Annotated in this window: 21 protein-coding genes and 2 riboswitches; of the genes, 4 read left to right on the top strand and 17 right to left on the bottom strand. The window is 62.2% G+C overall.

The annotated features are described in order from the left end of the window. Window positions 1-8: 8 nt before the first annotated feature. Window positions 9-1,139, bottom strand: coding sequence for a M20/M25/M40 family metallo-hydrolase (locus tag ACP7AL_RS17845; RefSeq protein ID WP_425993591.1), 1,131 nt, complete (start codon window positions 1,137-1,139; stop codon window positions 9-11). A gap of 201 nt (window positions 1,140-1,340) precedes the next feature. Between ACP7AL_RS17845 and ACP7AL_RS17840 the strand changes: the two genes are divergently transcribed. Further along, window positions 1,341-2,219 carry a DMT family transporter gene (locus ACP7AL_RS17840; RefSeq protein WP_425993590.1) on the top strand — a complete coding sequence of 293 codons (879 nt, stop codon included), beginning with the start codon at window positions 1,341-1,343 and terminating at the stop codon, window positions 2,217-2,219. 94 nt (window positions 2,220-2,313) lie between these two features. Here ACP7AL_RS17840 and hppD read toward each other — a convergent pair whose 3' ends face one another. Continuing rightward, entirely contained in the window at window positions 2,314-3,438 is a 1,125-nt protein-coding gene (gene hppD, locus ACP7AL_RS17835; protein ID WP_425993316.1) for a 4-hydroxyphenylpyruvate dioxygenase, read from the bottom strand. A 126-nt stretch (window positions 3,439-3,564) separates the two neighbouring features. Between hppD and ACP7AL_RS17830 the strand changes: the two genes are divergently transcribed. Beyond that, window positions 3,565-4,038: an Lrp/AsnC family transcriptional regulator gene (locus ACP7AL_RS17830; protein WP_006019607.1), complete on the top strand. Its 474-nt coding sequence runs from the start codon at window positions 3,565-3,567 to the stop codon at window positions 4,036-4,038. Window positions 4,039-4,307: 269 nt separating this feature from the next. Here the strand turns inward: ACP7AL_RS17830 and fahA are convergent, their stop codons facing one another. The 6 genes from fahA to ACP7AL_RS17800 all read right to left on the bottom strand — a co-directional run bounded on the left by fahA (window position 4,308) and on the right by ACP7AL_RS17800 (window position 10,720). Then, on the bottom strand, window positions 4,308-5,582 hold the full coding sequence (fahA, locus tag ACP7AL_RS17825; RefSeq protein ID WP_425993589.1) for a fumarylacetoacetase: 1,275 nt from the start codon (window positions 5,580-5,582) through the stop codon (window positions 4,308-4,310). Window positions 5,583-5,591: 9 nt separating this feature from the next. Then, complete coding sequence (gene maiA, locus ACP7AL_RS17820; protein WP_425993315.1) at window positions 5,592-6,230, bottom strand: maleylacetoacetate isomerase; 639 nt, start codon at window positions 6,228-6,230, stop codon at window positions 5,592-5,594. A gap of 191 nt (window positions 6,231-6,421) precedes the next feature. Continuing rightward, a complete protein-coding gene (hmgA, locus tag ACP7AL_RS17815) occupies window positions 6,422-7,768 on the bottom strand; it encodes a homogentisate 1,2-dioxygenase (protein WP_425993314.1) in 1,347 nt (448 codons plus the stop codon). A gap of 153 nt (window positions 7,769-7,921) precedes the next feature. Continuing rightward, entirely contained in the window at window positions 7,922-8,875 is a 954-nt protein-coding gene (locus tag ACP7AL_RS17810) for an MBL fold metallo-hydrolase (protein ID WP_425993313.1), read from the bottom strand. Next, the gene (locus tag ACP7AL_RS17805; protein WP_006019602.1) at window positions 8,872-9,102 is read right to left on the bottom strand and encodes a DUF2783 domain-containing protein; all 231 of its coding nucleotides are present in this window, start codon (window positions 9,100-9,102) and stop codon (window positions 8,872-8,874) included. The genes ACP7AL_RS17810 and ACP7AL_RS17805 overlap by 4 nt, the downstream gene beginning before the upstream one ends. Before the next feature lie 7 nt (window positions 9,103-9,109). Continuing rightward, complete coding sequence (locus ACP7AL_RS17800; RefSeq protein ID WP_425993312.1) at window positions 9,110-10,720, bottom strand: FAD-dependent oxidoreductase; 1,611 nt, start codon at window positions 10,718-10,720, stop codon at window positions 9,110-9,112. Window positions 10,721-10,882: 162 nt separating this feature from the next. On the opposite strand from ACP7AL_RS17800, the gene ACP7AL_RS17795 reads away from it, so the two are divergent. Then, window positions 10,883-11,362, top strand: coding sequence for a MarR family winged helix-turn-helix transcriptional regulator (locus tag ACP7AL_RS17795; RefSeq protein ID WP_006019600.1), 480 nt, complete (start codon window positions 10,883-10,885; stop codon window positions 11,360-11,362). Window positions 11,363-11,393: 31 nt separating this feature from the next. Here ACP7AL_RS17795 and ACP7AL_RS17790 read toward each other — a convergent pair whose 3' ends face one another. The 3 genes from ACP7AL_RS17790 to ACP7AL_RS17780 form a co-directional block, all read right to left on the bottom strand. Next, on the bottom strand, window positions 11,394-13,442 hold the full coding sequence (locus ACP7AL_RS17790; protein ID WP_425993311.1) for a methyl-accepting chemotaxis protein: 2,049 nt from the start codon (window positions 13,440-13,442) through the stop codon (window positions 11,394-11,396). A 214-nt stretch (window positions 13,443-13,656) separates the two neighbouring features. Beyond that, the gene (locus tag ACP7AL_RS17785; RefSeq protein ID WP_425993310.1) at window positions 13,657-14,799 is read right to left on the bottom strand and encodes a ribonucleotide-diphosphate reductase subunit beta; all 1,143 of its coding nucleotides are present in this window, start codon (window positions 14,797-14,799) and stop codon (window positions 13,657-13,659) included. A 131-nt stretch (window positions 14,800-14,930) separates the two neighbouring features. Next, complete coding sequence (locus ACP7AL_RS17780) at window positions 14,931-17,849, bottom strand: ribonucleoside-diphosphate reductase subunit alpha (RefSeq protein ID WP_425993309.1); 2,919 nt, start codon at window positions 17,847-17,849, stop codon at window positions 14,931-14,933. A 103-nt stretch (window positions 17,850-17,952) separates the two neighbouring features. Continuing rightward, window positions 17,953-18,171: riboswitch (cobalamin riboswitch) on the bottom strand. A gap of 258 nt (window positions 18,172-18,429) precedes the next feature. Continuing rightward, window positions 18,430-18,643: riboswitch (cobalamin riboswitch) on the top strand. A gap of 100 nt (window positions 18,644-18,743) precedes the next feature. On the opposite strand from ACP7AL_RS17780, the gene metE reads away from it, so the two are divergent. Beyond that, entirely contained in the window at window positions 18,744-21,095 is a 2,352-nt protein-coding gene (gene metE, locus ACP7AL_RS17775) for a 5-methyltetrahydropteroyltriglutamate--homocysteine S-methyltransferase (protein ID WP_425993308.1), read from the top strand. 111 nt (window positions 21,096-21,206) lie between these two features. Here the strand turns inward: metE and ACP7AL_RS17770 are convergent, their stop codons facing one another. From ACP7AL_RS17770 to soxC, 6 genes are all read right to left on the bottom strand, one after another. Continuing rightward, entirely contained in the window at window positions 21,207-21,602 is a 396-nt protein-coding gene (locus tag ACP7AL_RS17770) for a c-type cytochrome (RefSeq protein ID WP_006019595.1), read from the bottom strand. A 94-nt stretch (window positions 21,603-21,696) separates the two neighbouring features. Further along, on the bottom strand, window positions 21,697-22,971 hold the full coding sequence (locus ACP7AL_RS17765; protein WP_425993307.1) for an FCSD flavin-binding domain-containing protein: 1,275 nt from the start codon (window positions 22,969-22,971) through the stop codon (window positions 21,697-21,699). A 49-nt stretch (window positions 22,972-23,020) separates the two neighbouring features. Continuing rightward, window positions 23,021-23,542, bottom strand: coding sequence for a DsrE family protein (locus ACP7AL_RS17760; protein ID WP_425993306.1), 522 nt, complete (start codon window positions 23,540-23,542; stop codon window positions 23,021-23,023). A gap of 26 nt (window positions 23,543-23,568) precedes the next feature. After that, window positions 23,569-23,874 carry a c-type cytochrome gene (locus tag ACP7AL_RS17755; RefSeq protein WP_425993305.1) on the bottom strand — a complete coding sequence of 102 codons (306 nt, stop codon included), beginning with the start codon at window positions 23,872-23,874 and terminating at the stop codon, window positions 23,569-23,571. After that, window positions 23,874-24,578, bottom strand: coding sequence for a c-type cytochrome (locus ACP7AL_RS17750; RefSeq protein WP_425993304.1), 705 nt, complete (start codon window positions 24,576-24,578; stop codon window positions 23,874-23,876). Before ACP7AL_RS17750 ends, ACP7AL_RS17755 begins: the two co-directional genes overlap by 1 nt. Next, window positions 24,562-25,839, bottom strand: coding sequence for a sulfite dehydrogenase (soxC, locus tag ACP7AL_RS17745; RefSeq protein ID WP_425993303.1), 1,278 nt, complete (start codon window positions 25,837-25,839; stop codon window positions 24,562-24,564). The genes ACP7AL_RS17750 and soxC overlap by 17 nt, the downstream gene beginning before the upstream one ends. Between the last annotated feature and the right edge of the window lie 30 nt (window positions 25,840-25,869).

Raw genomic sequence — 25,869 nt, 5'->3', positions numbered from 1 at the left:
TTGGCAAATCATTGCAGGCTGGCCAAGAGACCGGCCATCAACCTTCCGCGCTCAACCAGGCTATCGACTTCGATATGCTCGTTCAGCGTGTGGTAATCGCCACCGCGCAATCCGAGACCGTCAAGGGTCGGCAGACCCATCGCCCCGGTGAAGTTTCCATCTGAACCTCCGCCCGAACTGCCCTGGATCAGATCGAGGCCGATTTTCGCACCGACCGCACGTGCCTGTTCATACAGCGCCATGGTGCCGGCACTCGGTTCCCAGACCGGCCGCGTCACGCCGCGCGTGACCCTGAATGTGACGTCGTTCGCCGTGCCGTTCAGCGCCAGCATCCGCTCAACACCACGGTCGAGATCGGCCTGGCGCTTGGCCATGCTCAGCGCTTCGCCTCGGCAGGATGAGGCCACGCAATTCACCCACTGCCCGCCATGCACGACGCCGACACTGAAGGTGCAGTCGTCGCCGGTCATGCCGTCGATGGCGAGGATCTGCCGCGCCATCTCACGGATCGCGGATCGCCCGGCGGCGAGCGTCGCGCCCGCGTGGCTCGGCTTGCCTGCCGCCTCCAGATTGAAGCGGGCAATCGCGTAGCGGCCGGTGATGACGCCGGCATTCTTGAACGCCGGCTCCGGCACCAGCACGTACTTGTTGCGCGCGGCTTCCGCTTCGATGATGTCGCGCGTGGACGGCGTTCCGACTTCCTCATCCGGCGTGAACAGCACCGTCACCGGCAATGGCGTCGCGACCGAGGCTTTCGCGAGTTGCCTGATCGCCTCCAGCGCGGCGTAGTTGCCGCCCTTCATGTCGAGAATGCCCGGGCCGTAGCATTTGCTTCCCTCGCGCCGCCACGGCAGCTTTGTTAGCGTCCCGATCGGGTGAACCGTGTCCATGTGTCCGGCGATCAGGATGCCGGGCTGCCCCTGTTTGGGATGCGGAAATCGCGCACGGATGCAGCCGCCAAAGCCCTGTCGTCCGGCAATGTACTCGATCGTGGCGCCGCCGATCGCCATGTCGCGCGCCGCAAGTTCAAGCATGCGGTTGACCGCTTCAGCATCCCAGGTCGGGCTCTCGCATTCAATCCACGGGCGCAGGCCCGTCAGCATGGTCTCGGTATCGAACGGCAAGGAGGCGGGATCGATCAAGGCGTGTCCTCTCGTTTTGCTTGTTTTACGGCAGGAACTGGCGCCCCGCTCGCTCCGATGCTCGCAGGTTCGGCACCCGATTCACAATGCAAACTTGACGGGCCTGCTGCGAGTTTCGCGATATTGCAGGCTGAAAACAGATTGCGTAAGCAGACCGTCGATCAAGTGGGGAGCAGCAACAATGATTTGCGGTGCAGCATGGGGGCGCAAGTGACGCAATCGGTCATTGCGATGCAGCCCTCCAACGCGAAGGCCGCTGGCTGGATGGCCGGCTGGCTGACCTTGATGCTGGTGCTGCTGGTCGCCGGACGCGAAGCCACCCGTGAACTCGACGTGTTCCAGATCATGGAAATGCGGTCGGTCATCGGCCTTCTGATGCTCTATCCGCTGATCCACGCCAACGGCGGCTTCTCGCGCATGAAAACCTTGCGGCCGCTTACGCATATCGTCCGCAACATCGTCCACTACGCCGCGCAGTATGGCTGGTTTCTGGCACTGACGCTGATCCCGCTGGCGCAGGTGGTCGCCATCGAATTCACCATGCCGATCTGGACCGCGCTGCTCGCTGTGAGTTTCATCGGCGAGCGCCTGAACGTCTGGAAAGTGCTGGCGATCGTGCTGGGGCTGATCGGCGTGATCGTCATCGTGCAGCCCGGCGTCGCGCAGATCAGTCCGGGTCAGTTGATCATGGTGCTGGCCGCGATGGGTTTCGGCGCTGCCATCGTCATGGTGAAGTCCCTTACCCGCACCGATACGGTTCTCGTGATTATCTTCTGGATGCTGGTGATCCAGTCGGCCATCGGGCTGGTCCCGGCGGTCTACACCTGGCACTGGCCATCGGCTCACATCTGGCCGTGGATCCTCGTGATCGCGTTCTGCGGAACGTATTCGCACTACTGCTTCGCGCAGGCGATGCGTTATGCCGACGCCACGGTCGTCGTACCGATGGACTTTCTGCGCGTGCCGCTTTCGGCGACGCTCGGCTGGCTGCTCTATTCCGAGCGGCTGGACGCCGCGACCGTTATCGGTGCGGCGCTGATCCTCACCGGCAACTTGCTCAACCTGAAGCGGTCGTAGACGAGACCTCTTGTCATTGCGAGGAGCGAAAGCGACGAAGCAATCCACTCTTCAATGGATTGCTTCGCTTCGCTCGCAATGACGCCGGAAATGTTTAAGCCGCGCTCTTCTTGTCCACCGACAGCACGCCGCGCCGGATCTGGTCTTCTTCAATCGACTCGAACAGCGCCTTGAAGTTGCCTTCGCCGAAACCGTCGTCGCCCTTGCGCTGGATAAACTCGAAGAAGATCGGGCCGATCGCGTTGGCCGAGAAGATTTGCAGCAGCACCTTGGTGTGGCCGCCATCGACCACGCCCTCGCCGTCGATCAGGATGCCGTTCTTCTGAAGGCGCGCAACGTCCTCGCCATGCTTCGGCAGGCGCGTGTCGATCTTCTCGAAATAGGTATCCGGCGGCGGCGGCATGAACGGCAGGCCATCCGCGCGCAGCTTTTCGATGGTGTGATAGATGTCCTTCACACCGCAGGCGATGTGCTGGATGCCTTCGCCGCGATAAATGTTGAGATATTCCTCGATCTGTCCGGAATCGCCCGCATCCTCGTTGATCGGAATCCGGATCTTGCCGTCGGGACTGGTCAGCGCGCGCGAAAAGAGACCGGAGGCCCTGCCCTCGATGTCGAAGAAGCGAATCTGCCGGAAATTAAACAGCTTTTCATAGAAGCCGGTCCAGACGTCCATGCGGCCGCGATGCACGTTGTGGGTCAGGTGGTCGATGTAGAACAGCCCTGCGCCATCGGGATGAATGTCCTTCAGCCCGAGCCAGTCGAACTCGGTGTCGTAAGCCGACCCCTTCGCGCCATAGCGATCGACAAAGTACAACAGACTGCCGCCGATGCCCTTGATCGCGGGCACGTCCAGCGCCTTGCGGGATGACGTCTCATCAGCGGGCTCCGCACCAAGCGACAGCGCACGCTCATAGGCGCGCTTCGCATCGACCACTCGGAACGCCATCGACGGCGCGCACGGGCCATGCGCCGCAACGAAATCGTATCCATGAGTGCCGGGCTGCTCGTTGACGAGATAGTTCACGTCGCCCTGGCGATAGACTGTGATCGCCTTGGTCTTGTGACGCGCGACCGCCGTGAACCCCATCAGGCGGAACAACGCGTGCAGCTTTTCCGGCTCGGGATGGGCATACTCGACGAACTCGAAACCGTCGGTGCCCATCGGGTTCTGCTCGGAAATGACGGCGGCCGGTGCATCGTGCGGAAACGGACCCATGGCGTTCTCCCTTGATTCTTCTGTCAGGAGTGCATCGTGCGCCGCTTTTGATGCAACAGGCGTGCAAAATAGGGCGCTATATGCCAATATCATGCACATATCGTGCATCTTGGAAGGTTTTTGCGCATGACTTCGCTGGACGGTTTCGACCTCAAAATCCTCGCCGCGCTCCAGGACGACGGCCGCCTAACCAATCAGCAACTCGCCGACCTCGCGGGCCTGTCGGCGTCGCAATGCTCGCGCCGCCGCACGCGGCTGGAAGACGAGAAAGTGATCGCCGGTTATCACGCCGACCTTGCCAGCGAGGCGCTCGGCTTCAACGTGCTGGCCTTCATCCAGATCACGCTGGCGACGCACTCCCCGAACAACGCCAAGCGGTTTCGCGACCTGATGCGGCGGGTGGATGAAATTCAGGAAGCCTATTCGCTGACCGGCGATGCGGATTATCTGCTGAAGGTGGTGCTGAGCGATCTCAAGAGCCTGTCCGACATCGTCAACAACGTCCTGATGCCGCACGAGAGCGTCGCGCATGTGCGCTCGTCCATCGTGCTCGACCGGCTCAAGACGACCAGAAAATTGCCGCTGAAGAAACTGGGTTAAAAGGCAGGACGTTCCACATCTGCGATCGGCCCCCTCTCCCGTGGGGAGAGGGTTGGGGTGAGGGCGTAGAATCCATCGAGAGAGCGTACCCCTCACCCGCCGCGCCATAGGGCGTCGCAGGCGCGCGTAAACGCGCTGATGGCGCGTCGACCTCTCCCCATGGGAGAGGTGAAGAAAGGCCGCTGCGGGTATTGCGAGGAGCGCTGCGACGCAGCAATCCATATCTTCTGAAGAATGGATTGCTTCGCTTCGCTCGCAATGACGAGATTTCAAACCGACGGCAAAATCGTCCCCTCGACCTCGCCAAAACCGATGCGATAACCGTCGCCCTGACACCAGCCGCGCATCGTGAGCGAGTCGCCATCCTCAAGGAACGAGCGCTGCACGCTGTTGCCAAGATCGAGCGGCTCGGTGCCGCCCCAGCTCAGCTCCAGCATGCTGCCCCGTTCGCTTTTCTCAGGGCCGCTGATCGTGCCGGAGCCTAGCAGGTCGCCGACATTCATCGCGCAGCCGGATGACGCATGATGCACAAGCTGCTGCACCGAGGACCAGTACATGTATTTGAAATTGGTGCGGCAGATACCCGCCGCCTCCTTCATCGTCTCGGTCTTGAGATCGACGGCAAGCTGAACGTCGTAATTCTGCGCGCCCTTCTGCTGCAGATACGGGAGCGGCGCCGGGTCCTGCGCCGGACCCTTGACACGGAACGGCTCCAGCGCCTCGCGCGTCACAATCCATGGGCTGATCGAGGTGCCGAACGCCTTGGCCTGAAACGGACCGAGCGGCACATATTCCCATGCCTGTATGTCGCGCGCGCTCCAGTCGTTCAGCAGCGTAAAGCCGAAGATCATCTCCTCGGCCTCCTGCTCGGTCAGCATCTCGCCCATGGGGGACGCCTGCCCGATCACGACACCCATTTCGAGTTCGAAGTCGAGCCGCTTGCATGGGCCGAAGGTCGGCGCGTCCGCCGTCGGCGGCTTGAGCTGTCCGCGCGGACGGCGGATCGGCGTGCCGCTGACCACCACGGTCGAGGCCCGGCCGTTGTAGCCGATCGGAATCGACAGCCAGTTCGGCATCAGGGCGTTGTCCTTGCCGCGGAACATAATGCCCACATTGGTGGCGTGTTCCTTCGACGAATAGAAATCGGTGAAACCCTGGACGGCAATCGGCATGTGCATGTCCGCGAAATTCTGCGGAACCAGCGCACGCTTGCACAGATCCGCATTGTCGCGCAGTTCCGGATTGTCATGCCGCAGCAGTTCGCTGATCCGCGCGCGGGTCCTGCGCCAGACCTTCGGGCCGAGCGCCATGAAGGCATTGAGCGATGGCTTGGCGAAAACATTCGCTGCGCCATCAATGCGCAGCAAGCCCGCGGCTTCCAACACCGCCAGGTCGAGAACGAAATGGCCGATCGCCACACCCACCCGAAGGTCCGGCTGCTCCGGCGTGAAGAACACGCCATACGGCAGGTTCTGTATCGGAAAATCCGATGACGGATCGACAGCGATGAAGGAGCGCAGCTTGGGATCGTTCGGGTGCATCATGTCCATCCGTTATTCGGCGTCGGGCTGGCGGCCCGGTTCGGCGGCGGCGAAGGCATCGAGTTTCGCGGCGGCGGCATCGAGCGCCACGATACGCTTGTAGGGCGCGAGATCGACGCCGAAACGGCGCGCGTTAAAGACCTGCGGCACGAGGCAGATGTCCGCCAGCGTCGGCTTGTCACCGAGCGCAAACGGTCCCGGCAGATGCACCAGCCGCGCTTCGACGGCATCGAAGCCGGTCTCGATCCAGTGCTTCGACCATGCCCCGCGCGTCGCCTCATCGACACCCATGTCGATCAGCCGGTTCAGCACGCGCAGATTGCCGATGGGATGAATATCGGCGGCGACCACCAGCGCGATCTCGCGCGCGATCGCCCTTCCCTTCGCATCCGGCGGCAGCAGCGGCGGCTGCGGATGCGTCTCGTCGAGATATTCGATGATCGCAATCGACTGCGCCAGTTCGAGATCGTCGTCGATCCAGTACGGCACGAGGCCCGCCGGATTGATCTTGCGGTAGGCCGGCTGCGTCTGCTCGCCCTTGCGCAGATGCACGAAGCGGTGATCCGCGCTCAATCCTTTCAGGTTGAGCGCGATGCGCACGCGATAGGCCGCGGTCGAGCGAAAGTAGCCGTACAGAACAGCGTCAGTCATATTGGTGTTCCGAATTCGATTTCAGCGGTCTGCCCACCTCTCCCGTGGGGAGAGGTCGGATCGCGCAAGCGATCCGGGTGAGGGCGTAGAATCTCTCGATGAATCTAGATCCCCTCACCCCAACCCTCTCCCCACAGGAGAGAGGGAGTGACATTGCTGCCGTTTCAATACCGCTCATCAATTCAACGACGTTAAGGCTTCGACGGGTCGAAGCGGCGCTCCAGCCCCTGCCAGCAATCGGCGTAGTCATCCTGCAATGCGCTGGTTGTCGCGGCATATTCGGTGACGCGCTGCGGAAACCGCGTCTCGAACATGAAGGCCATGGTGCCGGTCAGCTTCACGGGCTTCAGTTCGCTGTTGCTAGCGTGATCGAACGCCTCACGGTCCGGGCCGTGCGGCAGCATCATGTTGTGCAGGCTGATGCCGCCTGGCACGAAGCCATGCGGCTTGGCGTCATAGGCGCCATACAGCAGTCCCATGAACTCGGACATGATGTTCATGTGGTACCACGGCGGACGGAAGGTGTTCTCCGCCACCATCCAGCGTTCCGGGAAGATGACGAAGTCGATATTCGCGGTGCCCGCCGTTTCCGACGGCGAGGTCAGTACGGTGAAGATCGACGGATCGGGATGATCGAAGCCGATGGCGCCGATCGGCGAGAACGTGCGCAGGTCATATTTATACGGCGCGTAGTTGCCGTGCCACGCCACCACATCGATGGGCGAGTACGGCAGCCTGGTCACGAACAGCGAACCGCCCCACTTTACATAAAGCTCGGTCGGCGTTTCCTTGTCCTCATAGGCGGCCACCGGGGTCAGGAAATCGCGCGAGTTGGCGAGGCAATTGGCGCCGATCGGCCCGCGCTCCGGCAGCGTGAAGGCGCCGCCATAGTTCTCGCAGAGATAGCCGCGCGACGGACCGCCCGGAATTTCAACGCGGAACTTGACGCCGCGCGGGATCACCGCGATCTCGCCGGGCTCGATGTCGATGATGCCGAACTCGGTGACGAGGCGCAGGTTGCCGTCCTGCGGAACGAACATCAGTTCGCCGTCGGCATTGTAGAAATTCTGGTCCACCATCGATTTGGTGATGAGATAGATGTGCGCCGCCATGCCCGCCTGGGTATTGGCATCGCCCGCCGTGGTCATGGTGTAGACACCTTGGAGAAAGGTCTGCTCCTCCTTCGGCATCGGCAGCGGGTCCCAGCGCAACTGCGCGATCGGCATGTCGTATTCGGTGCACGGCGCGGTGCGCCAGTATTTCGCGTCGACCTTGGTGAAGCGGCCCGAGTGCTTCACCGACGGGCGGATGCGATACAGCCAGGAGCGCTCGTTGGTGCCGCGCGGCGCAGTGAATGGCGATCCTGACAACTGCTCGGCATAAAGCCCGTAGGCGCAGCGCTGCGGCGAGTTGCGCCCGATGGGCAGCGCGCCGGGCAGCGCTTCGGTCTCGAAGCTGTTGCCGAAACCGGACATATAACCCGGCGTGACGCCATGCGAGCCATGACTCATAACCTTGGGTGCAGTGTTGATGTTCATCTCACTCTCCATCAGCGCGAGATTCAAGTTCCTGAAAACGTCATTGCGAGCGAAGCGAAGCAATCCACTCTTTCTATATCGCTCTATGGATTGCTTCGTCGCTCTCGCTCCTCGCAATGACGGACCTACTTCTCTAGATACATTCGCCCTGCTTCATCCTTGCAAAGCAGCCCACATTTCGCGGTCGCGCTTGTCGGTCCAGATCACCGGATCGTCGATCCCGGATGCTTCATCGAATGCGCGCGAGACATTGAACGGCAGACAATGCTCATAGATCGCGAAGCTCGAGAATTTCGGGTCCATCACCTCGCGGGTGGCGGCCATGGTTTCCTTAAGGGTACGTCCCTTCGCCACCGACAGTTCCGCCGCGCCGTACAGCGAGCTGACGAAGTCGCGGGTCATGGCGATAGCCTCGTTCACGGTCGCAGCGCCCTTCAGGGCATCGCCACGGCCCGGCGCGACCGCCTTGGGATTGAACTCGCGGATTTCGTTCAGGGTCAGCGGCCATTCGCGCAGCAACGCGTCGCCGCAATAGCAGGCCGAGTGATATTCGATCAGATCGCCGGAACACATCACCTGCGCATCGGGCACCCAGGCGACAATGTCGCCGGAGGTATGGCCCGCGCCAAGATGCATCAGTTGCACCTCGCGCTTGCCGAGATAAAGCGTCATGCCGGTGTCGAAGGTGATGGTCGGCCAGGTCAGGCCGGGAATGCTTTCGGCGTCGCGGAACAGGCGCGGAAACCGGCCATATTCGGAATCCCAGTCCTGCTTGCCGCGCTCCACGATCAGCCGCTGGGTTTCGGACGAGGCAACGATGCCCTGTGCCTTGTAGGCCGACGCGCCGAGCACACGTACCGCGTGATAATGCGACAGCACCACATACTTGATGGGCTTGTCGGTCACGGTCTTGACGCGCTCGATTACGCTGTTGGCCATCGCCGGCGTTGCCTGCGCATCGAACACGATGCAGCCGTCATCACCGACAATCACCGCCGTATTGGGATCGCCCTCCGCGGTGAAAGCGTAAATGTCCGGGCCGATCTCGGAGAAGGTGATCTTCTTTTCCGTCATGTCGCCGGTCGATGCGAAACCCTTTGCGCTCATTTTGCGTCCTTTTCTGAATTGGTCTTTCCGCTTTGGCCAAGTTGCCGCTTCGCCAGCGCGATCGCTTCGCGCAGCACCTCGACATCGCCGATATGGTTGGCCAGAATCAAAACCAGCGCCGTGTCCAGCGATACACTGTCCTCGTCGCGCAGGCCGCGATGGGCTTCCACCACCAGCCGATAGGCGGCGTCGGGATCGGCGAAATTCGATTGTGTCGAGAGTGTCATGCTTAGCTCACGTTTGTGCACTTGCGCGGGCGATGGCGGCCTCGACGGTCTTGCGCGTCGGCTTCCTGAAGCGCGCCGCGACATAACCGTCAGGGCGCAGCAGATAAGCCGCGCCTTCGGAGACATCGTACCGCTTCGCAAACAGTCCTGCGGCATCGCGCAGCGGAGCTGTTTCGCCGATATGGATGGAATGACAGCCCGGTTGATCGCCGCCGTTGGCCCCCGCTTGCAGCAGGACGAAGCCGCCCCCGCCTTGTCGGAAGGCCTCGGTGAGATAGACCGGCTCGCCGTTCGCCGCCGCCAGCGGTGCGTCGATCATCTGCGCGCCGGGGCGCGGGCCCGCCGCCCAGACGTCGGTGTCCGGCGTCGACAGCGGCGTCTCATACACCGACGGCGTCGAGAGCCGCCCGCCGTTGACCATGCGCTTGGCGAATTCGGCTTCCTTCGCAAGCCGCAGTATCGCTTGCCGCATCCGCCGCTCCTGCGCCGAATGCGGCGCGATGAAATCAGTCGAGCGGGTCGACGCACGGATGTTCTCATCCGCGGCTGCGCTGCGCTCGATCTCGTAACTGTCGAGCAACGTGGCCGACGCATCGCCGCGCAAGATCAGCGACAGCTTCCACGCAACGTTTTCCGCATCCTCAAGTCCGGAATTCGCACCCCGCGCGCCGAACGGCGAGACCTGATGCGCCGAGTCGCCGGCGAAGATCACGCGCTCATGCACAAAGCGCTGCATGCGGCGGCACTGGAACTTGTAGATCGAAATCCACTCGAAATCGAAATTGGCATGACCCAGCATGCGCTCGATCCGCGGCCGGACATTTTCCGGCAACCGCTCGACGGCGGGATCGGCATCCGGTCCCAGTTGCAGGTCGATACGCCAGACATCGTCGGGCTGACGATGCAGCAGCGCGGACTGGCCTGAATGGAACGGCGGATCGAACCAGAACCAGCGCTCGGTCGGAAACTCGGCGGTCATCTTGACGTCCGCGATCAGGAACTGATCCTCGAACACTTCTCCGGAAAATTCCGCACCGACAAAGCCGCGCAGCATTGAGCGCGCGCCGTCGCAGGCGACAACGTAATCCGCCTTGAGGTGATAGCGTCCATCGGGCGTATCGATCGCGAGCACAACATGATCGTTGCGCTGGTCGAGGCCGACGACCTTGTTGCGCCAGCGCAGATCGACCTGCGGCAGTTCGCTGGCGCGATCGACGAGAAAAGCCTCGGCGTAATACTGCTGCAGATTGATGAAGGCCGGCATCTTGTGGCCGTCTTCCGGCAACAGGTCGAAGCGGTAGAGCATGTCATCGTTCAGGAAGATCTTGCCGACTTTCCACACGACGCCCTTCTCCACCATGCGTTCGCCGACCCCGAGACGGTCCCACAGTTCCAGCGAACGTTTGGAGAAACAGATCGCCCGCGAGCCGTCGCCGATCCGGTCGGCGTTATCCAGCAGGACGACATCGTGCCCGCGCTGCGCAAGATCGATCGCCAGCGTCAGGCCGACGGGGCCCGCGCCCACCACCACGACCGGGTGGCGCGCGGCATCCGCCGCCGTCCGGTCCTGATCGGGATGGCGGCGATAGCCGAACTGAATAATCCGTGATACCGGCACGTTTCGTCCCTGCTTGACTGACGGGCCTCTTGATCGAGGCCTCTGACGCGGTGGTTTGCACGTCTGCATTTGACGCTGGCCATCAGGATAGACCAAGGCTATGATCGTTGCAACTGCAACCAACTGGACCGGGCTGGCCCCTGGCCAAAATGGACGTTTTCCTTGACCAAGCTCGATCTTTTCAAATTCGTGCCGTTCCGGCTGAATCGGCTGGCTGCGGAGGTCAGCGCGGAACTCTCCAGCGAGTATAGCGAGCGCTACGGCCTCGATATTCCCGAATGGCGGGTGCTGGCGACGCTCGGTTTCCGCGATGACGCCTGCACGGCGCAATACATCGCCTATTGCACGCGGACGCATAAATCGACCATCAGCCGGGCCGTCGCCCATCTGCTGGATAAGCAGTTGATCGAACGCGTCGAGAACGTGGATGACCGCCGCGAGCTGGCGTTGCAGCTCACCCGCAAGGGACACGCGCTCTATGAGGAGCTTATTCCCCGCCTGCTCCGCAAGGAACAGGACATCCTGTCATGCCTCACGGCGGCGGAGCGAAAGGAATTCGCGAACGCGCTCGGCAAGATCGAGCAGCAGCTCAATCTCGTGCAGACCGCGAAAGACGCCCGCGCCAAGAAGGATGCGTACTAGGAGGAGAACGGGGCGAGGTTGCAGCAAGCCATCACGCCGCCCGGATGTTCGCCATGAAGCGATCGAGCTCCTGACGCAGCCGCGTGCTTTCGACCGCCAGCGTCTGGGCCGAATTCAGCACCTCGCCCGACGCCGTGCCGGTTTCGCTCGCGCCGCGGTTGACCTCGGAGATGCCTTCCGCGATCTCCTGCGTGCCGCCGGCGGCGCTCTGGACGTTGCGGGCGATCTCGGTGGTCGCATTGCTCTGCTGCTCGATGGCGGCGGCAATGTTGCCGGCGATCTTCGAGATCTGGCCGATGGTCTGGCCGATTTCCTTGATGGCGAAAACCGATTCCTGCGTCGCGCTCTGCATCCCGGCGATGTGCGACGAAATCTCGTCGGTCGCCTTCGCGGTCTGGCTCGCCAGCGATTTCACCTCGGACGCGACAACGGCAAAGCCGCGTCCCGCCTCCCCCGCCCGCGCCGCCTCGATGGTGGCGTTGAGCGCCAGCAGGTTGGTCTGCTCGGCAATCGCCGTAATCAGCTTGACCACGTCGCCGATTTCCTGTGCCGCGCGCGACAGCTTGGCGATGCGCGCGTCAGTCGCTTCGGCCTGCGACACCGCCGCCGCGGCGATGCGGCTCGATTCCTGAACCTGGCGGCCGATCTCGACAACCGACGCCGAGAGCTCTTCCGTCGCCGCCGCCACCGATTGCACGTTGGACGATGCTTCCTCGGATGCGCCGGCCACCTTGCCCGACAGCATCTGGGTCGCCTCGACGGTTCGCGTCAGGGTCATCGCGGACGCTTCAAGCTGGCTGGCCGAGGCCGATACGCTCGACACGATCCCGCCGACCGCGGTTTCAAAATTGTCCGCGAAACGATGAAGCTCGGCGCTGCGCGCGGCGCTGGCGGACTTGCCTTGCTCTTCGCGTTCCGCCGCCTCGCTCTGCGCCTTGGCGACGGCCCGCATCTTGAACTCTTCAACCGCGCCGGCCATCTCGCCGATTTCATCCTTGCGGCCAAGGCCCGGCAGGACGACATCGAAATTGCCACTGGCAAGCTGACGCATCGCATCGCACATGCCGACCATCGGGCGTGAAATTCCCCGGCCCAGCATCCAGGCGAGCAACGCGCCGAACGCGATGCCGCCGCCGCCGAGAATGGTCACGAATTTGCCGGTGCTGTGCGCAGCCTCGGCGGACTCCTTCGCGAGCCGGGTCTGCTGTGCGAGCAGACCGTCCTTGATGGTCTTCGCTTCCTGCGTCACGCTCGCCGCCGCCTCGTTCATCTTCGTGGACAGCGCTGCGATCTTCGCGGTGTTCTCGACGAACTTGGTGAAGGCCACCTTGTAGGCATCGAGCTCCTGGGTGATCTCCGAAATCTTCGATGTCAGTTTCGCGTCGTCGGCGGTCAGTGTGCCGAAGCTGTTCTTCAGAAGCTGCATGCGGGCATTGACGCTGTTGGCGACGGCGGCGTCGGGGCGCAGCACATAGTTGCTGATGTTGGAGGTGATGGACGCGGAGTGGGTCGCCAGTTCCTTGGCGTTCTGCTGGATCGACGTCAGACCCGCAAGGATCGCAGTATCCGCCAGATCGTCGAACTTGTAGCGGATGACGTTGCCCATCCGGAGCAACTGGTTCGACGCGATCGCGGCGTTATCGGTCTTGAGCTTGATGACCTCACCGAACAGACCGGCGAACTCGCTGTAGCTGGCCGAAAGATTGAGAACGCTCTTCCGGTTGCCGGCGGTGGCGACCCGGGCGGCGCGTTCGATGGCGGCGCCAAGGGCAGTCTCCGCAGCGCGTGCAGCCTCCTCGTCGGCTGGAAGGCCGGTCGTCACATAATAACGTGCGAGAAGCTGATAGGCCGCGAGTTCGCGGTCGATGTCACGCGCGCTGTCGGTCTCGGCGACAATGCCCTGATAGGACTGGACGCCCTCGGCGATCCGCTCAAAGCCGAAATAGGCGACGCCCATGTTGATGGCGGAGATGCCCAGCACGGTGATGAAACCGAGCATGATCTTGGTTCGGAATCGCAGGTTGGAAAGAAAGCTGACGTTGACCTTCTGCTTTGCCGGAGTGCTCTTGAACCAGCCCATTCCCAACCCCCAAAAATTCTTTTTGCATGCCAAACCCGCCGGACAGCCAACCGGCGCAAAGTGCCTCAAGGTAAACAAAATTGAATAACACCCCGTAAATTGCTACCTCACGCAGCAAAAAACGCCCGCTCAGCAGGCGTTTCTTGCAACGTTCGTGTGCAGACGCGGGATTTGCACCGTATCCCGGCACCGCGAGGCGCCAAAGATTAACGCTTTATTCCCAGCTCAGCGCGCCGCCGTTCTGGTACTCGATCACGCGGGTCTCGAAGAAGTTCTTCTCCTTCTTCAGGTCCATCGCCTCCGACATCCACGGGAAGGGATTGTCGGTCTCGTCGAACACGCGGGTCAGCCCAAGCTGGGCGCAGCGGCGGTTGGCGATGAAGTGCATGTACTGTTCGCACAGCGCTGCGTTCAGGCCGAGGAACCCGCGCGGCATGGTATCGCGGCCATAGGCAGCTTCCAGTTCGGCCGCTTCGCGGATCATTCCGCGGACCTCCTCCTGGAATTCGGCGGTCCACAGATGCGGATTCTCGATCTTGATCTGGTTGATCACGTCGATGCCGAAGTTCAGATGGATGCTCTCGTCGCGCAGGATGTACTGATACTGCTCGGCGATGCCGACCATCTTGTTGCGGCGGCCGAGCGACAGGATCTGCGCGAAGCCGGTGTAGAACCACATCCCCTCGAAGCAGACATAGAAGGTGATCAGGTCGCGCAGCAGCGCCCGGTCGGCTTCCGGCGTGCCGGTCTTGAAGTCCGGGTCTTCCAGATTCTGGGTGTGCTTGAGCGCCCACGCCGCCTTGTCGGTGATCGAAGGCACCTCGCGATACATGTTGAACAACTCGCCCTCATCGAGGCCGAGGCTTTCCACGATGTACTGGAAGGTGTGGGTGTGGATCGCTTCCTCGAAGGCCTGACGCAGCAGGTACTGGCGGCACTCGGGATTGGTCAGGTGGCGATAGATCGCCAGCACGATGTTGTTGGCGACGAGGCTTTCCGATGCTGCGAAGAATCCGAGGTTGCGCTTGATGGCGCGGCGCTCGTCGTCGGTGAGTCCATCGCGCGATTTCCACAGCGCGATGTCGGCCTGCATCGACACTTCCGTCGGCATCCAGTGATTGTTGCAGCCGGCGAGATATTTCTCCCATGCCCATTTGTATTTGAGCGGCAGCAATTGATTGACGTCGGCGCGGCAGTTGATCATCGCCTTGTCGTCGACCGAGACGCGGCCACCCCTTCGGTCGATGGTGCCGAGGCCGGTTGCGTCGGCTTGCTCCGATACGACAGGCTGACCGGTCAGAATGGGCGGCAGGTTGGTAGCGGGTTTGGCAGGTGCGGGTTCGGACCAGTCGAGCATGAAGATCGTCTTTCTTGTCTAACGTCGGATGTTGCCAATTTCGTCATTGCGAGGAGGCGAAGCCGACGAAGCAATCCGTGACTTTTCAAAGGTGGATTGCTTCGCTTCGCTCGCAATGACGGCGAGGCTGCTTACTGGCACGCCTCGCAATCGGGATTGTCGATCGAACACGCCACCGCATCGGACAGATCCGGCGCGGTCGAGGCCTGCGATATGACGATGGGCTTGTTCACCGGCAGTGACGCGAGAGGCGTTGACGAGACCGCGTTGAGCTTGCCGTCGGTGCCCTTGAGCGTGGATTTCTCTACATGGGTGGCGCTGCGCGAGCGCAGGTAGTAGGTGGTCTTCAATCCGCGCGTCCATGCGAGGCGATAAAGCTGGTCCAGCTTTTTGCCCGACGGATTGGCGATGTAGAGATTGAGCGACTGCGCCTGATCGATCCATTTCTGCCGCCGTGCCGCAGCCTCGATCAGCCACGCGCTGTCGATCTCGAACGCCGTTGCGTAGAGCAGTTTCAGATCGTCCGGCACACGGTCGATGGAGCCGACACTGCCGTCGAAGTACTTGAGGTCCGACACCATCACCTCGTCCCAAAGGCCGCGGGCCTTCAGATCGCGAACCAGAAACTCGTTTACTTCGGTGAAATCGCCGGACATGTTCGATTTGACATAGAGGTTCTGGTAGGCGGGCTCGATCGACTGCGCCACGCCGCAGATGTTGGAAATGGTCGCCGTCGGCGCAATCGCCATCACGTTGGAGTTGCGCATGCCGACCGACTGCACCCGCGCGCGCAGTGCAGTCCAGTCCAGCGTTGCCGACCAGTCAGCATCAAGACCACCGCGCGCATCGGCCAGAATCTCGATGGAATCGATCGGCAGGATGCCCCTGCTCCACAGCGATCCCTTGAACGACGGATACTGACCGCGTTCGGCGGCGAGATCGACCGACGCCGAGATGGCATGGAAGGAGATCGCTTCCATGCTGGTGTCCGCAAATGCGACAGCCGCATCCGACGCCATCGGGATTCGCAGCGCATGCAGCGCATCCTGGAATCCCATCAGGCCGAGGCCGACCGGGCGATGTTGCAGGTTGGAGCGGCGCGCTTCCGGGATGGTGTAGAAATTGATGTCGATGACATTGTCCAGCATCCGCATCGCGGTCGAGATCGTCCGCTTCAGCCGCGCGTGATCGATGCCGCCCTCACCCACGTGGTTGAGCAGATTGACCGAACCGAGATTGCACACCGCCACCTCGTCGTCCGACGTGTTCAGCGTGATTTCGGTGCAGAGATTCGACGAGTGGATGACGCCGACATGCTGCTGCGGCGAACGAAGGTTGCACGGGTCCTTGAAGGTGATCCAGGGATGTCCGGTCTCGAACAGCATGGTCAGCATGCGGCGCCACAGATCCGTGGCGCGCAGCGTCTTGAACACGCGCATCTCGCCGCGCGCAGCCTTCGCTTCATAGAAAGCGTAACGCTCGGCGAACGCCTTGCCGTAAAGATCGTGCAGGTCCGGCGTCTCGTCCGGCGAGAACAGCGTCCAGTCGCCATCCGCCTCGACGCGCTGCATGAACAGATCCGGCACCCAGTTCGCGGTGTTCATGTCGTGGGTGCGGCGACGGTCGTCACCAGTGTTCTTGCGCAGGTCGAGGAATTCCTCGATGTCGACATGCCATGTCTCGAGATAGGCGCAAACCGCGCCCTTGCGCTTGCCGCCCTGATTGACCGCGATCGCGGTGTCGTTGGCGACTTTCAGGAACGGCACCACGCCCTGGCTTTCGCCGTTGGTGCCCTTGATGTGCGCGCCGAGGCCGCGCACGCGGGTCCAGTCGTTGCCGAGACCGCCGGAATATTTCGCCAGCAGCGCGTTGTCCTTCACCGACTTGAAGATGCCGTCGAGATCGTCGGCCACCGTGGTCAGGAAGCAGGACGAGAGCTGCGGCCGCAGCGTACCGGAGTTGAACAGCGTCGGCGTCGACGCCATGAAGTCGAACGACGACAGCAGGTTGTAGAACTCGATGGCGCGTGCCTCGCGGTCGATCTCGCGGATCGCAAGGCCCATCGCCACGCGCATGAAGAAAGCCTGCGGCAGTTCGATGCGGTTGCCGTCCTGATGCAGGAAGTAGCGATCGTACAGCGTCTGCAAGCCAAGGAACTGGAACGACAGATCGCGCTCCGGCTTCAGCGCCGCCGCGATCCGCTTCAGGTCATAGCGCGCCAGTTCAGGATCGAGCAGTTCGGCTTCGATGCCTTTCTTGACATAGACCGGGAAGTACTCGACGTAGCGCGCCGCCATGTCCGCCTGCGTGGCGCTGATCTGCGCGGCATGTACGAACGAGAGAACCTCGGTGCGCAGCTTGTCGAGCAGCAGACGCGCGCTGACGTAAGCGTAGTTCGGCTCCTGCTCCACCAGCGTGCGCGCCGCCATGATGCCGGCCAGCGCAAGCTCGTCCTGGCTGATGCCGTCGTAAAGATTGCGCCTGGTTTCAGCGAGCACAGGCGCGGCATCGACGCCGTCGAGATTGGCGCACGCTTCCTGAACAATCAGGGTCAGGCGCTCGACATCGAGCGGCACGCGCGTGCCGTTACCGAGCGTGACATGCAACTGCGGCTCGGAGGATGCCTTCACCGGCTTGGCGGCGGCGGCTTCGGCGCGCTGGCGCTGGCGTTCGTCGCGATAGAGCACGTAGGCACGGGCGACCTTGTGGTGCTCGCTGCGCATCAGCGCCAGTTCGACCTGATCCTGGACATCCTCGATGTGGAAGGTGCGGCCCTCGCCGATCCGGCGGGTCAGCGCGCTCACCACCTCGGCCGTCAGTTGCTCGATCACCTCGTGAATGCGGCGCGACGCCGCCGCGGTGTGCCCCTCGACGGCGAGGAACGCCTTGGTCATCGCGATCGAGATCTTGCTGGCATCGAACGGCGAGACCGTGCCGTTGCGGCGGATGATCTGGAGCGCCGGCTCCGCCGCAGGGACAGCCAGTGACTCGGAACGCAACTGAATGAGAGGAGCGGATTTGGCGGCTTCGCGTTCGATCGAGAGTGACATCGGCAGACCCCGTGCGTGTTGCAATTGGGGCTTGGGCCGAAGGCGCATGGTCACGGCGCGCGAACGCACCGAAGCACGCGACCGCCGGACACCCCGCCCGTGGACGTTCTTTGGTGTCGCGGCAGGTCTCCTGGCTCGCAGTTCGGCGCTGAATCCGGTCTTCCCGATGCGAAAACGCATCAGTGACATCGGTCGGATTCAACTCACTGCTTACAGTTGCGGGGGCAGCGCCGGATTTATTGCATCGGAGTGCAACTCACCGGCTTCCCATCTTCGCCACCAAGTCTTGCGACCCGGCGGAACCGTGACACCCACATCTGGTAGCGTTCGAGGCTGACTGTCAAGCACCGGTGGGTGTGAATAACGGGACCAAAGCGGCAAACGCGCGAAATGCTCAGCAAATCGCGCGAGATTTTTTTCGACGTCGCCGAGACTGCGGCCGCGCAACACGCACGCACCGTACCGCTGCCTTACGAATCGTCTCCACGATTCTCGCCGGATCGCTGCCCACTGGCCACGGGGACGCGGTCCACGCCGCCGCAGTGGGAAGCTTTCCCTTTGACCCGGCGCGAGCCGCTTCACATAACGTGACCATCGCGGTTCTGCGGGCACGTTGCCCGGAGCCAAGAGGGAATGCGGTGCGCGCGGTTTTGGATCGCGCAAGTCCGGAGCTGCCCCCGCAACTGTAGACGGTGAGCCTGTCCATCGACGCCACTGAGGCGACAACCTCGGGAAGGCCGGACATAAGGCGTTGAGCCGTGAGCCAGGAGACCTGCCGCGATCACATTACGTCCACGGGCGGGGTGCCCCGGTGTGTCGCTTGCGAGAGAACGGCGCCGCCGTCTCTGTTGTTCGCGCATGTCCGGCCCCTGCCCCAACATCACGGGGTTTCCGATGTCGAATTCGTCTTCCGTTACTTCCATTCCCGTCGCCACGCTCGGCACGCCGCGGATCGGTCCGCGCCGCGAGCTGAAAACCGCGCTGGAGAGCTACTGGTCCGGCAGGATCGACGAGGCTTCGCTCGTCAGAACGGCGGCGCAGCTTCGCGCCGACAACTGGGCGCGCCAGAAAGCGCGCGGCGTGACCGTCATTCCCTCGAACGACTTCTCTTTCTACGATCAGGTGCTCGACACCAGTGTGATGGTCGGCGCCATTCCGGATGTCTACAACTGGACAGGCGGCGAGGTTTCGCTCGCAACATATTTTGCGATGGCGCGCGGCTCGCAGGGCGAAGACCCTGCATGTGAACACGGCCATGCGCATCATCACCACGGTCATGGCGCGCCGGCACAGGAAATGACCAAGTGGTTCGACACCAACTATCACTACATGGTGCCGGAATTCTCGAAGGATCAGACCTTCGCACTGTCCTCGACCAAGCCGATCGACGAATACAGGGAAGCCAGGGCGCTCGGCTATCGGACACGGCCGGTGCTGATCGGCCCGGTGACATTCCTCAAGCTCGGCAAGAGCCATGACGCCTCGTTCAGCAACCTGTCGCTGCTGGACAAGCTGTTGCCGGTTTATATCGAAGTGCTCAACAAGCTCGCAACGGAAGGCGCGGACTGGGTGCAGCTTGACGAACCCTGCCTCGTACTCGACCTCGATGCGGACGAAAAGGCTGCGTTGAAGACGGCCTATAGCGAACTCGCGCTCAAGGTGCCCGGCACCAAGATCATGCTGGCCACCTACTTCGGTGAACTCGGCGACAACGCCGATCTCGTCGCCAAGCTGCCCGTCGCGGGCGTGCATCTCGATCTGGTGCGCGGCAAGGGTCAGATCGATACGGTCTTGAGCAAGATGCCTGCGGATCGCGTGATTTCGGTCGGCGTCATCGACGGACGCAACATCTGGCGCGCGAACCTGCCGGCCATTCTCGATCGCATTGAGCCAGTCGTTACCAAGCGCGGCGCGCATTTGATCGAAATCGCCCCGTCATGCTCGCTGCTGCATGTGCCGATCGACCTCGATCAGGAAACCGCGCTCGATGCGGATCTCAAGAGCTGGCTCGCCTTCTCGTTGCAGAAGATGAGCGAGCTTTCTGCGCTCGGACGGGCGCTCGCCGTCGGACGCAGCACGGTGAAAGACGAACTCGCGGCCTCGGCCGCCGCCGCCGCCGCGCGCAAGGCCTCGCCGAAAGTGCACAACAAGGCGGTTGCCGAACGTGTCGCCGCGATCACGGCGGACATGGCCAACCGCCGCAGCACCTTTGCCAAGCGCGCACAGATTCAGCGCGCGAGGTTCAAGCTCCCGGCCTTTCCGACCACGACCATCGGCTCGTTCCCGCAGACCAGCGACGTGCGCAAGGCGCGCGCCGCGTTCACCAAAGGCACGATCAGCCAGGCCGATTATGAGGGCTTTCTGCGCGAGGAAACCAAGCGCACAGTGGCGTGGCAGGAGGAAATCGGTCTCGACGTGCTGGTGCACGGCGAGTTCGAGCGCAACGACATGGTGCAGTATTTCGGCGAGCAGCTCTCGGGCTTCGCCTTTACCAAGAGCGCGTGGGTGCAGAGCTACGGCTCACGCTGCGTGCGCCCGCCGATCCTGTTCGGTGACGTCTCGCGGCCGAAGCCGATGACGGTCGAATGGTGGAAATATGCCCAGTCGCTGACCAGGCGCCCGATGAAGGGCATGCTCACAGGTCCTGTGACCATCCTCAACTGGTCGTTCGTGCGCGACGACATTCCGCGCAGCGAGTCATGCCGCCAGATCGCGCTCGCGATCCGCGACGAGGTGACCGATCTCGAAAAGGCCGGCGCGACCATGATCCAGATCGACGAGGCGGCGCTTCGCGAAGGTCTTCCGCTGCGGCGGTCCGAGTGGAAAACCTATCTCGACTGGGCGGTGGGCAGCTTCCGCATCACGGCCTCGGGCGTCGCGGATGAAACGCAGATCCACACCCACATGTGCTATTCGGAGTTCAACGACATCATCGACGCCATCGGCGCGATGGATGCCGACGTGATCTCGATCGAGACCTCACGGTCGAAGATGGAACTGCTCGACGCCTTCGTGACCTACAGGTATCCGAACGAAATCGGACCGGGCGTCTACGACATCCATTCGCCGCGCGTGCCCGATGTCAAGGAGATGACCGGTCTGATCGAGAAGGCCCGCAGCCATTTGACGGCGGACCAGATCTGGATCAATCCGGATTGCGGCCTGAAGACCCGCGGCTGGCCGGAGGTCAGGTCGGCGCTGACCAACATGGTCGAAGCGGCCCGGCAGGCGCGTGGGGCGGCTTAGAAGCTGTCATTACGGACAGCCCGTTTTGCGGGCTGATCCGGAATCCAGACATGATGACAACTGATGAAGATTCCGGGCTCGCGCAAAAGCGCGCCCCGGAATGACGGGCTCTTACTTCTTCTTCCCGTCGGCGCCGAACTGCTTGAGATATGCGGTGAGATCCTTGATCTCATCGTCCTTCTTGATGCCCGCGAAGGCCATCTTGGTGCCGGGGATCTTGGCCTTCGGGTCCTTGATGTATTCGGCGAACACAGCCTCGTCCCAGGTGATGCCGGAATTCTTGTTGGCTTCGGAATAGTTGTAACCCGCGACGCTGCCCGACTTGCGGCCGAACAGGCCGTTCAACTCGGGACCGACGCTGTTTTTCGCCGTTTCACCAACCTGATGGCAGGCGCGGCACTTGTTGAAGGACTTCTCACCCGCGGCGACGTCCTGAGCGTTGGCGGTGCCGGCGAAACTGACGGCGGCGGCAAAAGCGAGGGCAGCGGCAAACGAACGAGCAATCATATGTTTTGACCTTTGAAGCGGGCTGGAAGGCTGGCAGGAGGAGACGTAACCGAAACCCGCCGCGTCGCGGCGGGTTCCGTCGGCAATGGACATATCACGCAAACATATCGGCTGTAATTCCGGCGTACCAGCCCATGTTTTCGGCTTGGGTTTGTTTGCGCAGTTCGGCATCCTCGCCAGTCTTGGACACGAAGGTGGATGACGCCGCGATCTTACCGTCCTTCGGCTCATAGGCCCCGCCGATCTTCACGCAGTCGTCGGTGTCGATCAGGCTCCAGCAGGTGTTGGTGTAGCGCGCGGGGAACGTGCGCGCCGACACCAGTTCGCCCCGGATCATCATGGCCGCGACCTTGGCCTGGCTGTTGGCGGAGAACGCGGATTTCGGCATGTCGCCGGCGATGCAGGCATCGCCGAGCACGTAGATGTTGGGATCGGCCAACGACTTCATGCTTGCCGGATCGATGGCGCAGTAACCGGTCGTGTTGGCAAGGCCGGCATCCCGCGCGATGGCGCCCGCCATCTGCGCCGGGATGACGTTGACCAGCGCTGCGTTCTTGTAGGTCTCGAACCCGGTGACAACGGTGCCCGTCTTGGGATCGACCGATTTCAACCCGTCATGCACCTTGGGCCCGAGCCATTCGACCAGGCCCTTGTAGTGTTTTTCCCAGCCTTCCTGGAAAAGCGCCTGTTTCGAGAAACTTTCCTTGGGATCAATCACAAAAATCTTGGAGCGATCCTTGCGCGCCTTTTTCAGCGCATGCGCCATCATCGACACGCGCTCATAAGGACCGGGCGGGCATCGATAGGGATTGGGCGGCGCAATCATCACAATGACGCCGCCGTTCGGCACCGCATCGAGCTTTTTCTTGAGCAGCAGCGTCTGCGCGCCCGGCTTCCAGGCGTGCGGCATGGCATCCTCCGCCGCCTGCGACCAGCCCGGAACGGAATCGTATTTCAGGTCGATGCCTGGCGAGACGACCAGCCGGTCATAGGGCAGCTTCTTGCCGCTCGCGAGGACGACCTCCTTCTTATCGCGGTCGATCTTGGCGGCGCGGTCGGCGACCACCGTGACGCCGAGTTTCTTCAAGCCGCCGTAGCCGTGAGTGATCGAGGGATAATCCCTGAAACCGCCAAGATAGAGATTGCTGTGGAAGCAGGTCTGATACTTAGCCAGCGGCTCGACCAGCGTGATGGCAATCGCGCCCGCGCTGTCCTTGGCGAGGTATTTGGCGGCTGTCGCGCCGCCCGCGCCGCCGCCGATCACCACCACGCGCGGCTTGCCTTGTCCGAGCACAGCAGGCGCGCCGAACATCATGACGCCCGCGAACGATGCCGATCCCGAAATCAACTGCCGACGATTGATGCTCATCATGCCCCCAATGTTCTATTGAAAAACCGGATTCAGCCGGCCGGTCCGATCAGCCGACCTTGAGATAGGCAAAGCCTTTCGATTGCAGCGCTGCGACGGTGGCAACACCCGACGGCACGAAACTGATGAACGGCGCGTCCTTCACCTTGGCCTTGTCGAGCTTCAGCCGCTGGAACGTGATCTCGCACAGAAGAACCTTGAGGCCGTTCTTGGCGAGCGCGGTGACACGCTCGAACAGGGCCGGATCGATGGTCTCGTCCTTCCAGGGCGTTCCTTCCAGCGTGCTCAGGAAATACTTCACCGACACGCTATGGGCGACGATCACCAGTTGGAGGCCGAACGGATCGGAGCCGTAAGCCGAATAATGGTTCGAGATGTTGTTCAGCGTCTGGGCGAAGCGCGCGTTGTCGCCGTAGTCGCAGTGATAGAGGCATGCGACATCGCCTTCCTTCTTCAGGTCCGCCATGGCGACGGACTGCGGTGCCGCCTGCGCCGTTGCCGCGGCCAAACCGCCCGCAGCAACTCCGATAATGAGACTGCGCCGCGTTGCCGAGCCATTCTGGTCTGTCATGACACCCTCCGGAATTTTTGAAACAATTACTTCTGGGTTCTGAAATAAGCTGCCAGCGCCGCAATGTCACCTGCCTCGAGCCGTCCGGCGATGGTCTGCATCACGGGGTTATCGCGCTGCTTGTCCTTGTAGGCGTTCATCACCGCGATGAACTGGTCCTCCGGCCAACCGGCGATCTTCGGAATGCCCTGAGCCGCGCCCGAAGCGCGGTGACAGGTTACACATTCCGTCGATAAATACTCTCCAAGTTCCCGGTCTCCCGCAGCAGCATTTTCCGGCGCCGCGCCCGCCGCCAGAACAAAAAGCATCGCACGTGCCGGCGGGCGTTTCATCAATCGACTTTCGGTCCTGCCTTGCTGTCGGGCGTCACGTCCACCGAGATCGCCCGGCCGGTGACTTTTGGTGCAGCACGGCAGTCTTTCATGCACGGGTCCTTCTTCCAGAACTGCTTTTCGGCAGTCTCGCGGTCATCCTCATAGAAGGCCGCGGCATTCGGCATCTTGATCGAGGTGAAGTTCTTGTCGCTGAGTTCGAAGTTCTCGTCCTTGACGATATCATTCATGCTGAGAAGGTACGCCGTCAGGGCATAAACGTCATCGTCGGACAGCGAACGTGCATTGCCGTATGGCATCGCGCGCTTGATGTAGTCGAACGCGGTCGACAGGTCTGGCCAGAACGAGCCGATGGTCTTGTCGGGACGGTCCGCCTTCAGCGTCCCCGCGCCCCCGGCGAGCACCGGCCAGCGGCCCGCGCCTTCGCCGAATTCGCCGTGACACGAAGCGCAGCGCTCCTGAAACAACGCATCCCCCTGCTTCACCGTGCCCTTGCCCGGTGGCAATCCCTTGCCGTCCGGCCGCACATCCGTATCCCACGCCTTGATTTCTTCCGGCAGCGCGGGACGTCCGAGTCCAAGCTTAGACGAGGTCTTCGTTGTCGCCTGTGTGGCAATTTGCTGCGCATGGCCCTGCGGCGTGGCGGCGACGAGCGCCACGCCAGCAAGCAACGCGAACGCCGTGGCCTTAGCCGATCTCGACATTTTCGGTCTCCCCGCCTGAACGCACCAGCCAGGTCTGAATGCCGTTGTTGTGGTAGATCGAATTGACGCCGCGCACCTTGCGCAGTTCGTCCTTGGTCGGCTGCACATAGCCCGTCGAATCCATCGCTCGGGACTGGATCATCAGCTCCTGCCCGTTCCAATCGAAGTCGACATAGAAACGCACCAGCGACTTGTCGAACACCGGCCCGTCGATGCGGGCGGTCTGCCAGTTGCGTCCGCCGTCCATCGTCACATCGACGCGCTTGACCGTACCGCGGCCGGACCAGGCAAAGCCGCTCAGCACATTGCGGCCCTTGTATTTCAATGGCGCCTGCGGCGACGGATTGGTCACCACAGATTTCGCATCCATGACGAAGGTGTGCTTGCGCGAACGCCCGTCGGCCAGAAGGTCGGTGTATTTCGACGTTTCCTCGCGGGTCTGCCATGGCTGATCGCCGACCTCGATGCGGCGAATCCATTTCACCCAGAGATTGCCTTCCCAGCCGGGGATCACCGCGCGCAGCGGATATCCCTGCTCGGGCCGCAGCGCCTCGCCGTTCATGGCAAACGCGAGCATGCAATCATTCAGCGCCTTCTCAATGGGGAGCGAGCGATTCATGGCGGCGGCGTCCGCGCCTTCCAGCATCAGCCACTTCGCGTTCGGCTTGAGGCCAGCTTCATCCAGCACGGTCTTCAGCGTCACGCCGGTATACATGACGTTGTGAACCATGCCGTGAGTGAACTGGCAGCCGTTCAATTGCGCGCCGCGCCACTCCATGCCTGAATTCGCGGCGCATTCGAGGAAGTAAATCTTGTTCACGCGCGGCATGCGCCTGATGTCGTCCATCGTGAACACCAGCGGCTTGTCCACAAGGCCGTTGATCATCAGGCGATGATCGGCGGGATTGATGTCCGCGACGCCGGAATGATGCCGCTCGAAGCAAAGCCCCGACGGCGTGATGATGCCATCGAGTTCGTGCAGCGGCGTGAAGTTCACCGAGGATTCCGGCGATGCCGTCAGCCACGACACATCGCGGCGGATGACGTTCTTCTCGAACTTCGAGGGCATGCCATACGGCGTCTTCTGCACGCCATCGCCGAGATAGCGGTTCCAGTCCTGGATCTCGGTGATCAGCGGATCGGGCTTCGCCTCTTGCGCCAGCGCAGGCATCACGCCGAGCGCAGCACCTGCGCCGGCGAGACCCGCTGCGCCGAGGAATTTGCGGCGGCTGAGAATATCCGCAGATGATATGTCACTCATGCGGCATCCTTTCTATTTATCTCGATACGT

It is taken from the genome of Afipia sp. DC4300-2b1, assembly GCF_049895725.1.
In the GTDB taxonomy this organism is placed as follows: Bacteria; Pseudomonadota; Alphaproteobacteria; order Rhizobiales; family Xanthobacteraceae; genus Afipia; species Afipia broomeae.
Note: the sequence above shows the minus strand (reverse complement) of the source record. Positions and strands in the feature narration are given on the sequence as shown.

Excerpts from the sequence above, each read along its gene's own strand:
- ACP7AL_RS17840 (WP_425993590.1), top strand. The coding sequence starts at position 1,341 with ATGGGGGCGCAAGTGACGCAATCGGTCATTGCGATGCAGCCCTCCAAC.
- hppD (WP_425993316.1), bottom strand. The coding sequence starts at position 3,438 with ATGGGTCCGTTTCCGCACGATGCACCGGCCGCCGTCATTTCCGAGCAG.
- ACP7AL_RS17830 (WP_006019607.1), top strand. The coding sequence starts at position 3,565 with ATGACTTCGCTGGACGGTTTCGACCTCAAAATCCTCGCCGCGCTCCAG.
- fahA (WP_425993589.1), bottom strand. The coding sequence starts at position 5,582 with ATGATGCACCCGAACGATCCCAAGCTGCGCTCCTTCATCGCTGTCGAT.
- maiA (WP_425993315.1), bottom strand. The coding sequence starts at position 6,230 with ATGACTGACGCTGTTCTGTACGGCTACTTTCGCTCGACCGCGGCCTAT.
- hmgA (WP_425993314.1), bottom strand. The coding sequence starts at position 7,768 with ATGAACATCAACACTGCACCCAAGGTTATGAGTCATGGCTCGCATGGC.
- ACP7AL_RS17810 (WP_425993313.1), bottom strand. The coding sequence starts at position 8,875 with ATGAGCGCAAAGGGTTTCGCATCGACCGGCGACATGACGGAAAAGAAG.
- ACP7AL_RS17805 (WP_006019602.1), bottom strand. The coding sequence starts at position 9,102 with ATGACACTCTCGACACAATCGAATTTCGCCGATCCCGACGCCGCCTAT.
- ACP7AL_RS17790 (WP_425993311.1), bottom strand. The coding sequence starts at position 13,442 with ATGGGCTGGTTCAAGAGCACTCCGGCAAAGCAGAAGGTCAACGTCAGC.
- ACP7AL_RS17785 (WP_425993310.1), bottom strand. The coding sequence starts at position 14,799 with ATGCTCGACTGGTCCGAACCCGCACCTGCCAAACCCGCTACCAACCTG.
- ACP7AL_RS17780 (WP_425993309.1), bottom strand. The coding sequence starts at position 17,849 with ATGTCACTCTCGATCGAACGCGAAGCCGCCAAATCCGCTCCTCTCATT.
- metE (WP_425993308.1), top strand. The coding sequence starts at position 18,744 with ATGTCGAATTCGTCTTCCGTTACTTCCATTCCCGTCGCCACGCTCGGC.
- ACP7AL_RS17770 (WP_006019595.1), bottom strand. The coding sequence starts at position 21,602 with ATGATTGCTCGTTCGTTTGCCGCTGCCCTCGCTTTTGCCGCCGCCGTC.
- ACP7AL_RS17765 (WP_425993307.1), bottom strand. The coding sequence starts at position 22,971 with ATGAGCATCAATCGTCGGCAGTTGATTTCGGGATCGGCATCGTTCGCG.
- ACP7AL_RS17760 (WP_425993306.1), bottom strand. The coding sequence starts at position 23,542 with ATGACAGACCAGAATGGCTCGGCAACGCGGCGCAGTCTCATTATCGGA.
- ACP7AL_RS17755 (WP_425993305.1), bottom strand. The coding sequence starts at position 23,874 with ATGAAACGCCCGCCGGCACGTGCGATGCTTTTTGTTCTGGCGGCGGGC.
- ACP7AL_RS17750 (WP_425993304.1), bottom strand. The coding sequence starts at position 24,578 with ATGTCGAGATCGGCTAAGGCCACGGCGTTCGCGTTGCTTGCTGGCGTG.
- soxC (WP_425993303.1), bottom strand. The coding sequence starts at position 25,839 with ATGAGTGACATATCATCTGCGGATATTCTCAGCCGCCGCAAATTCCTC.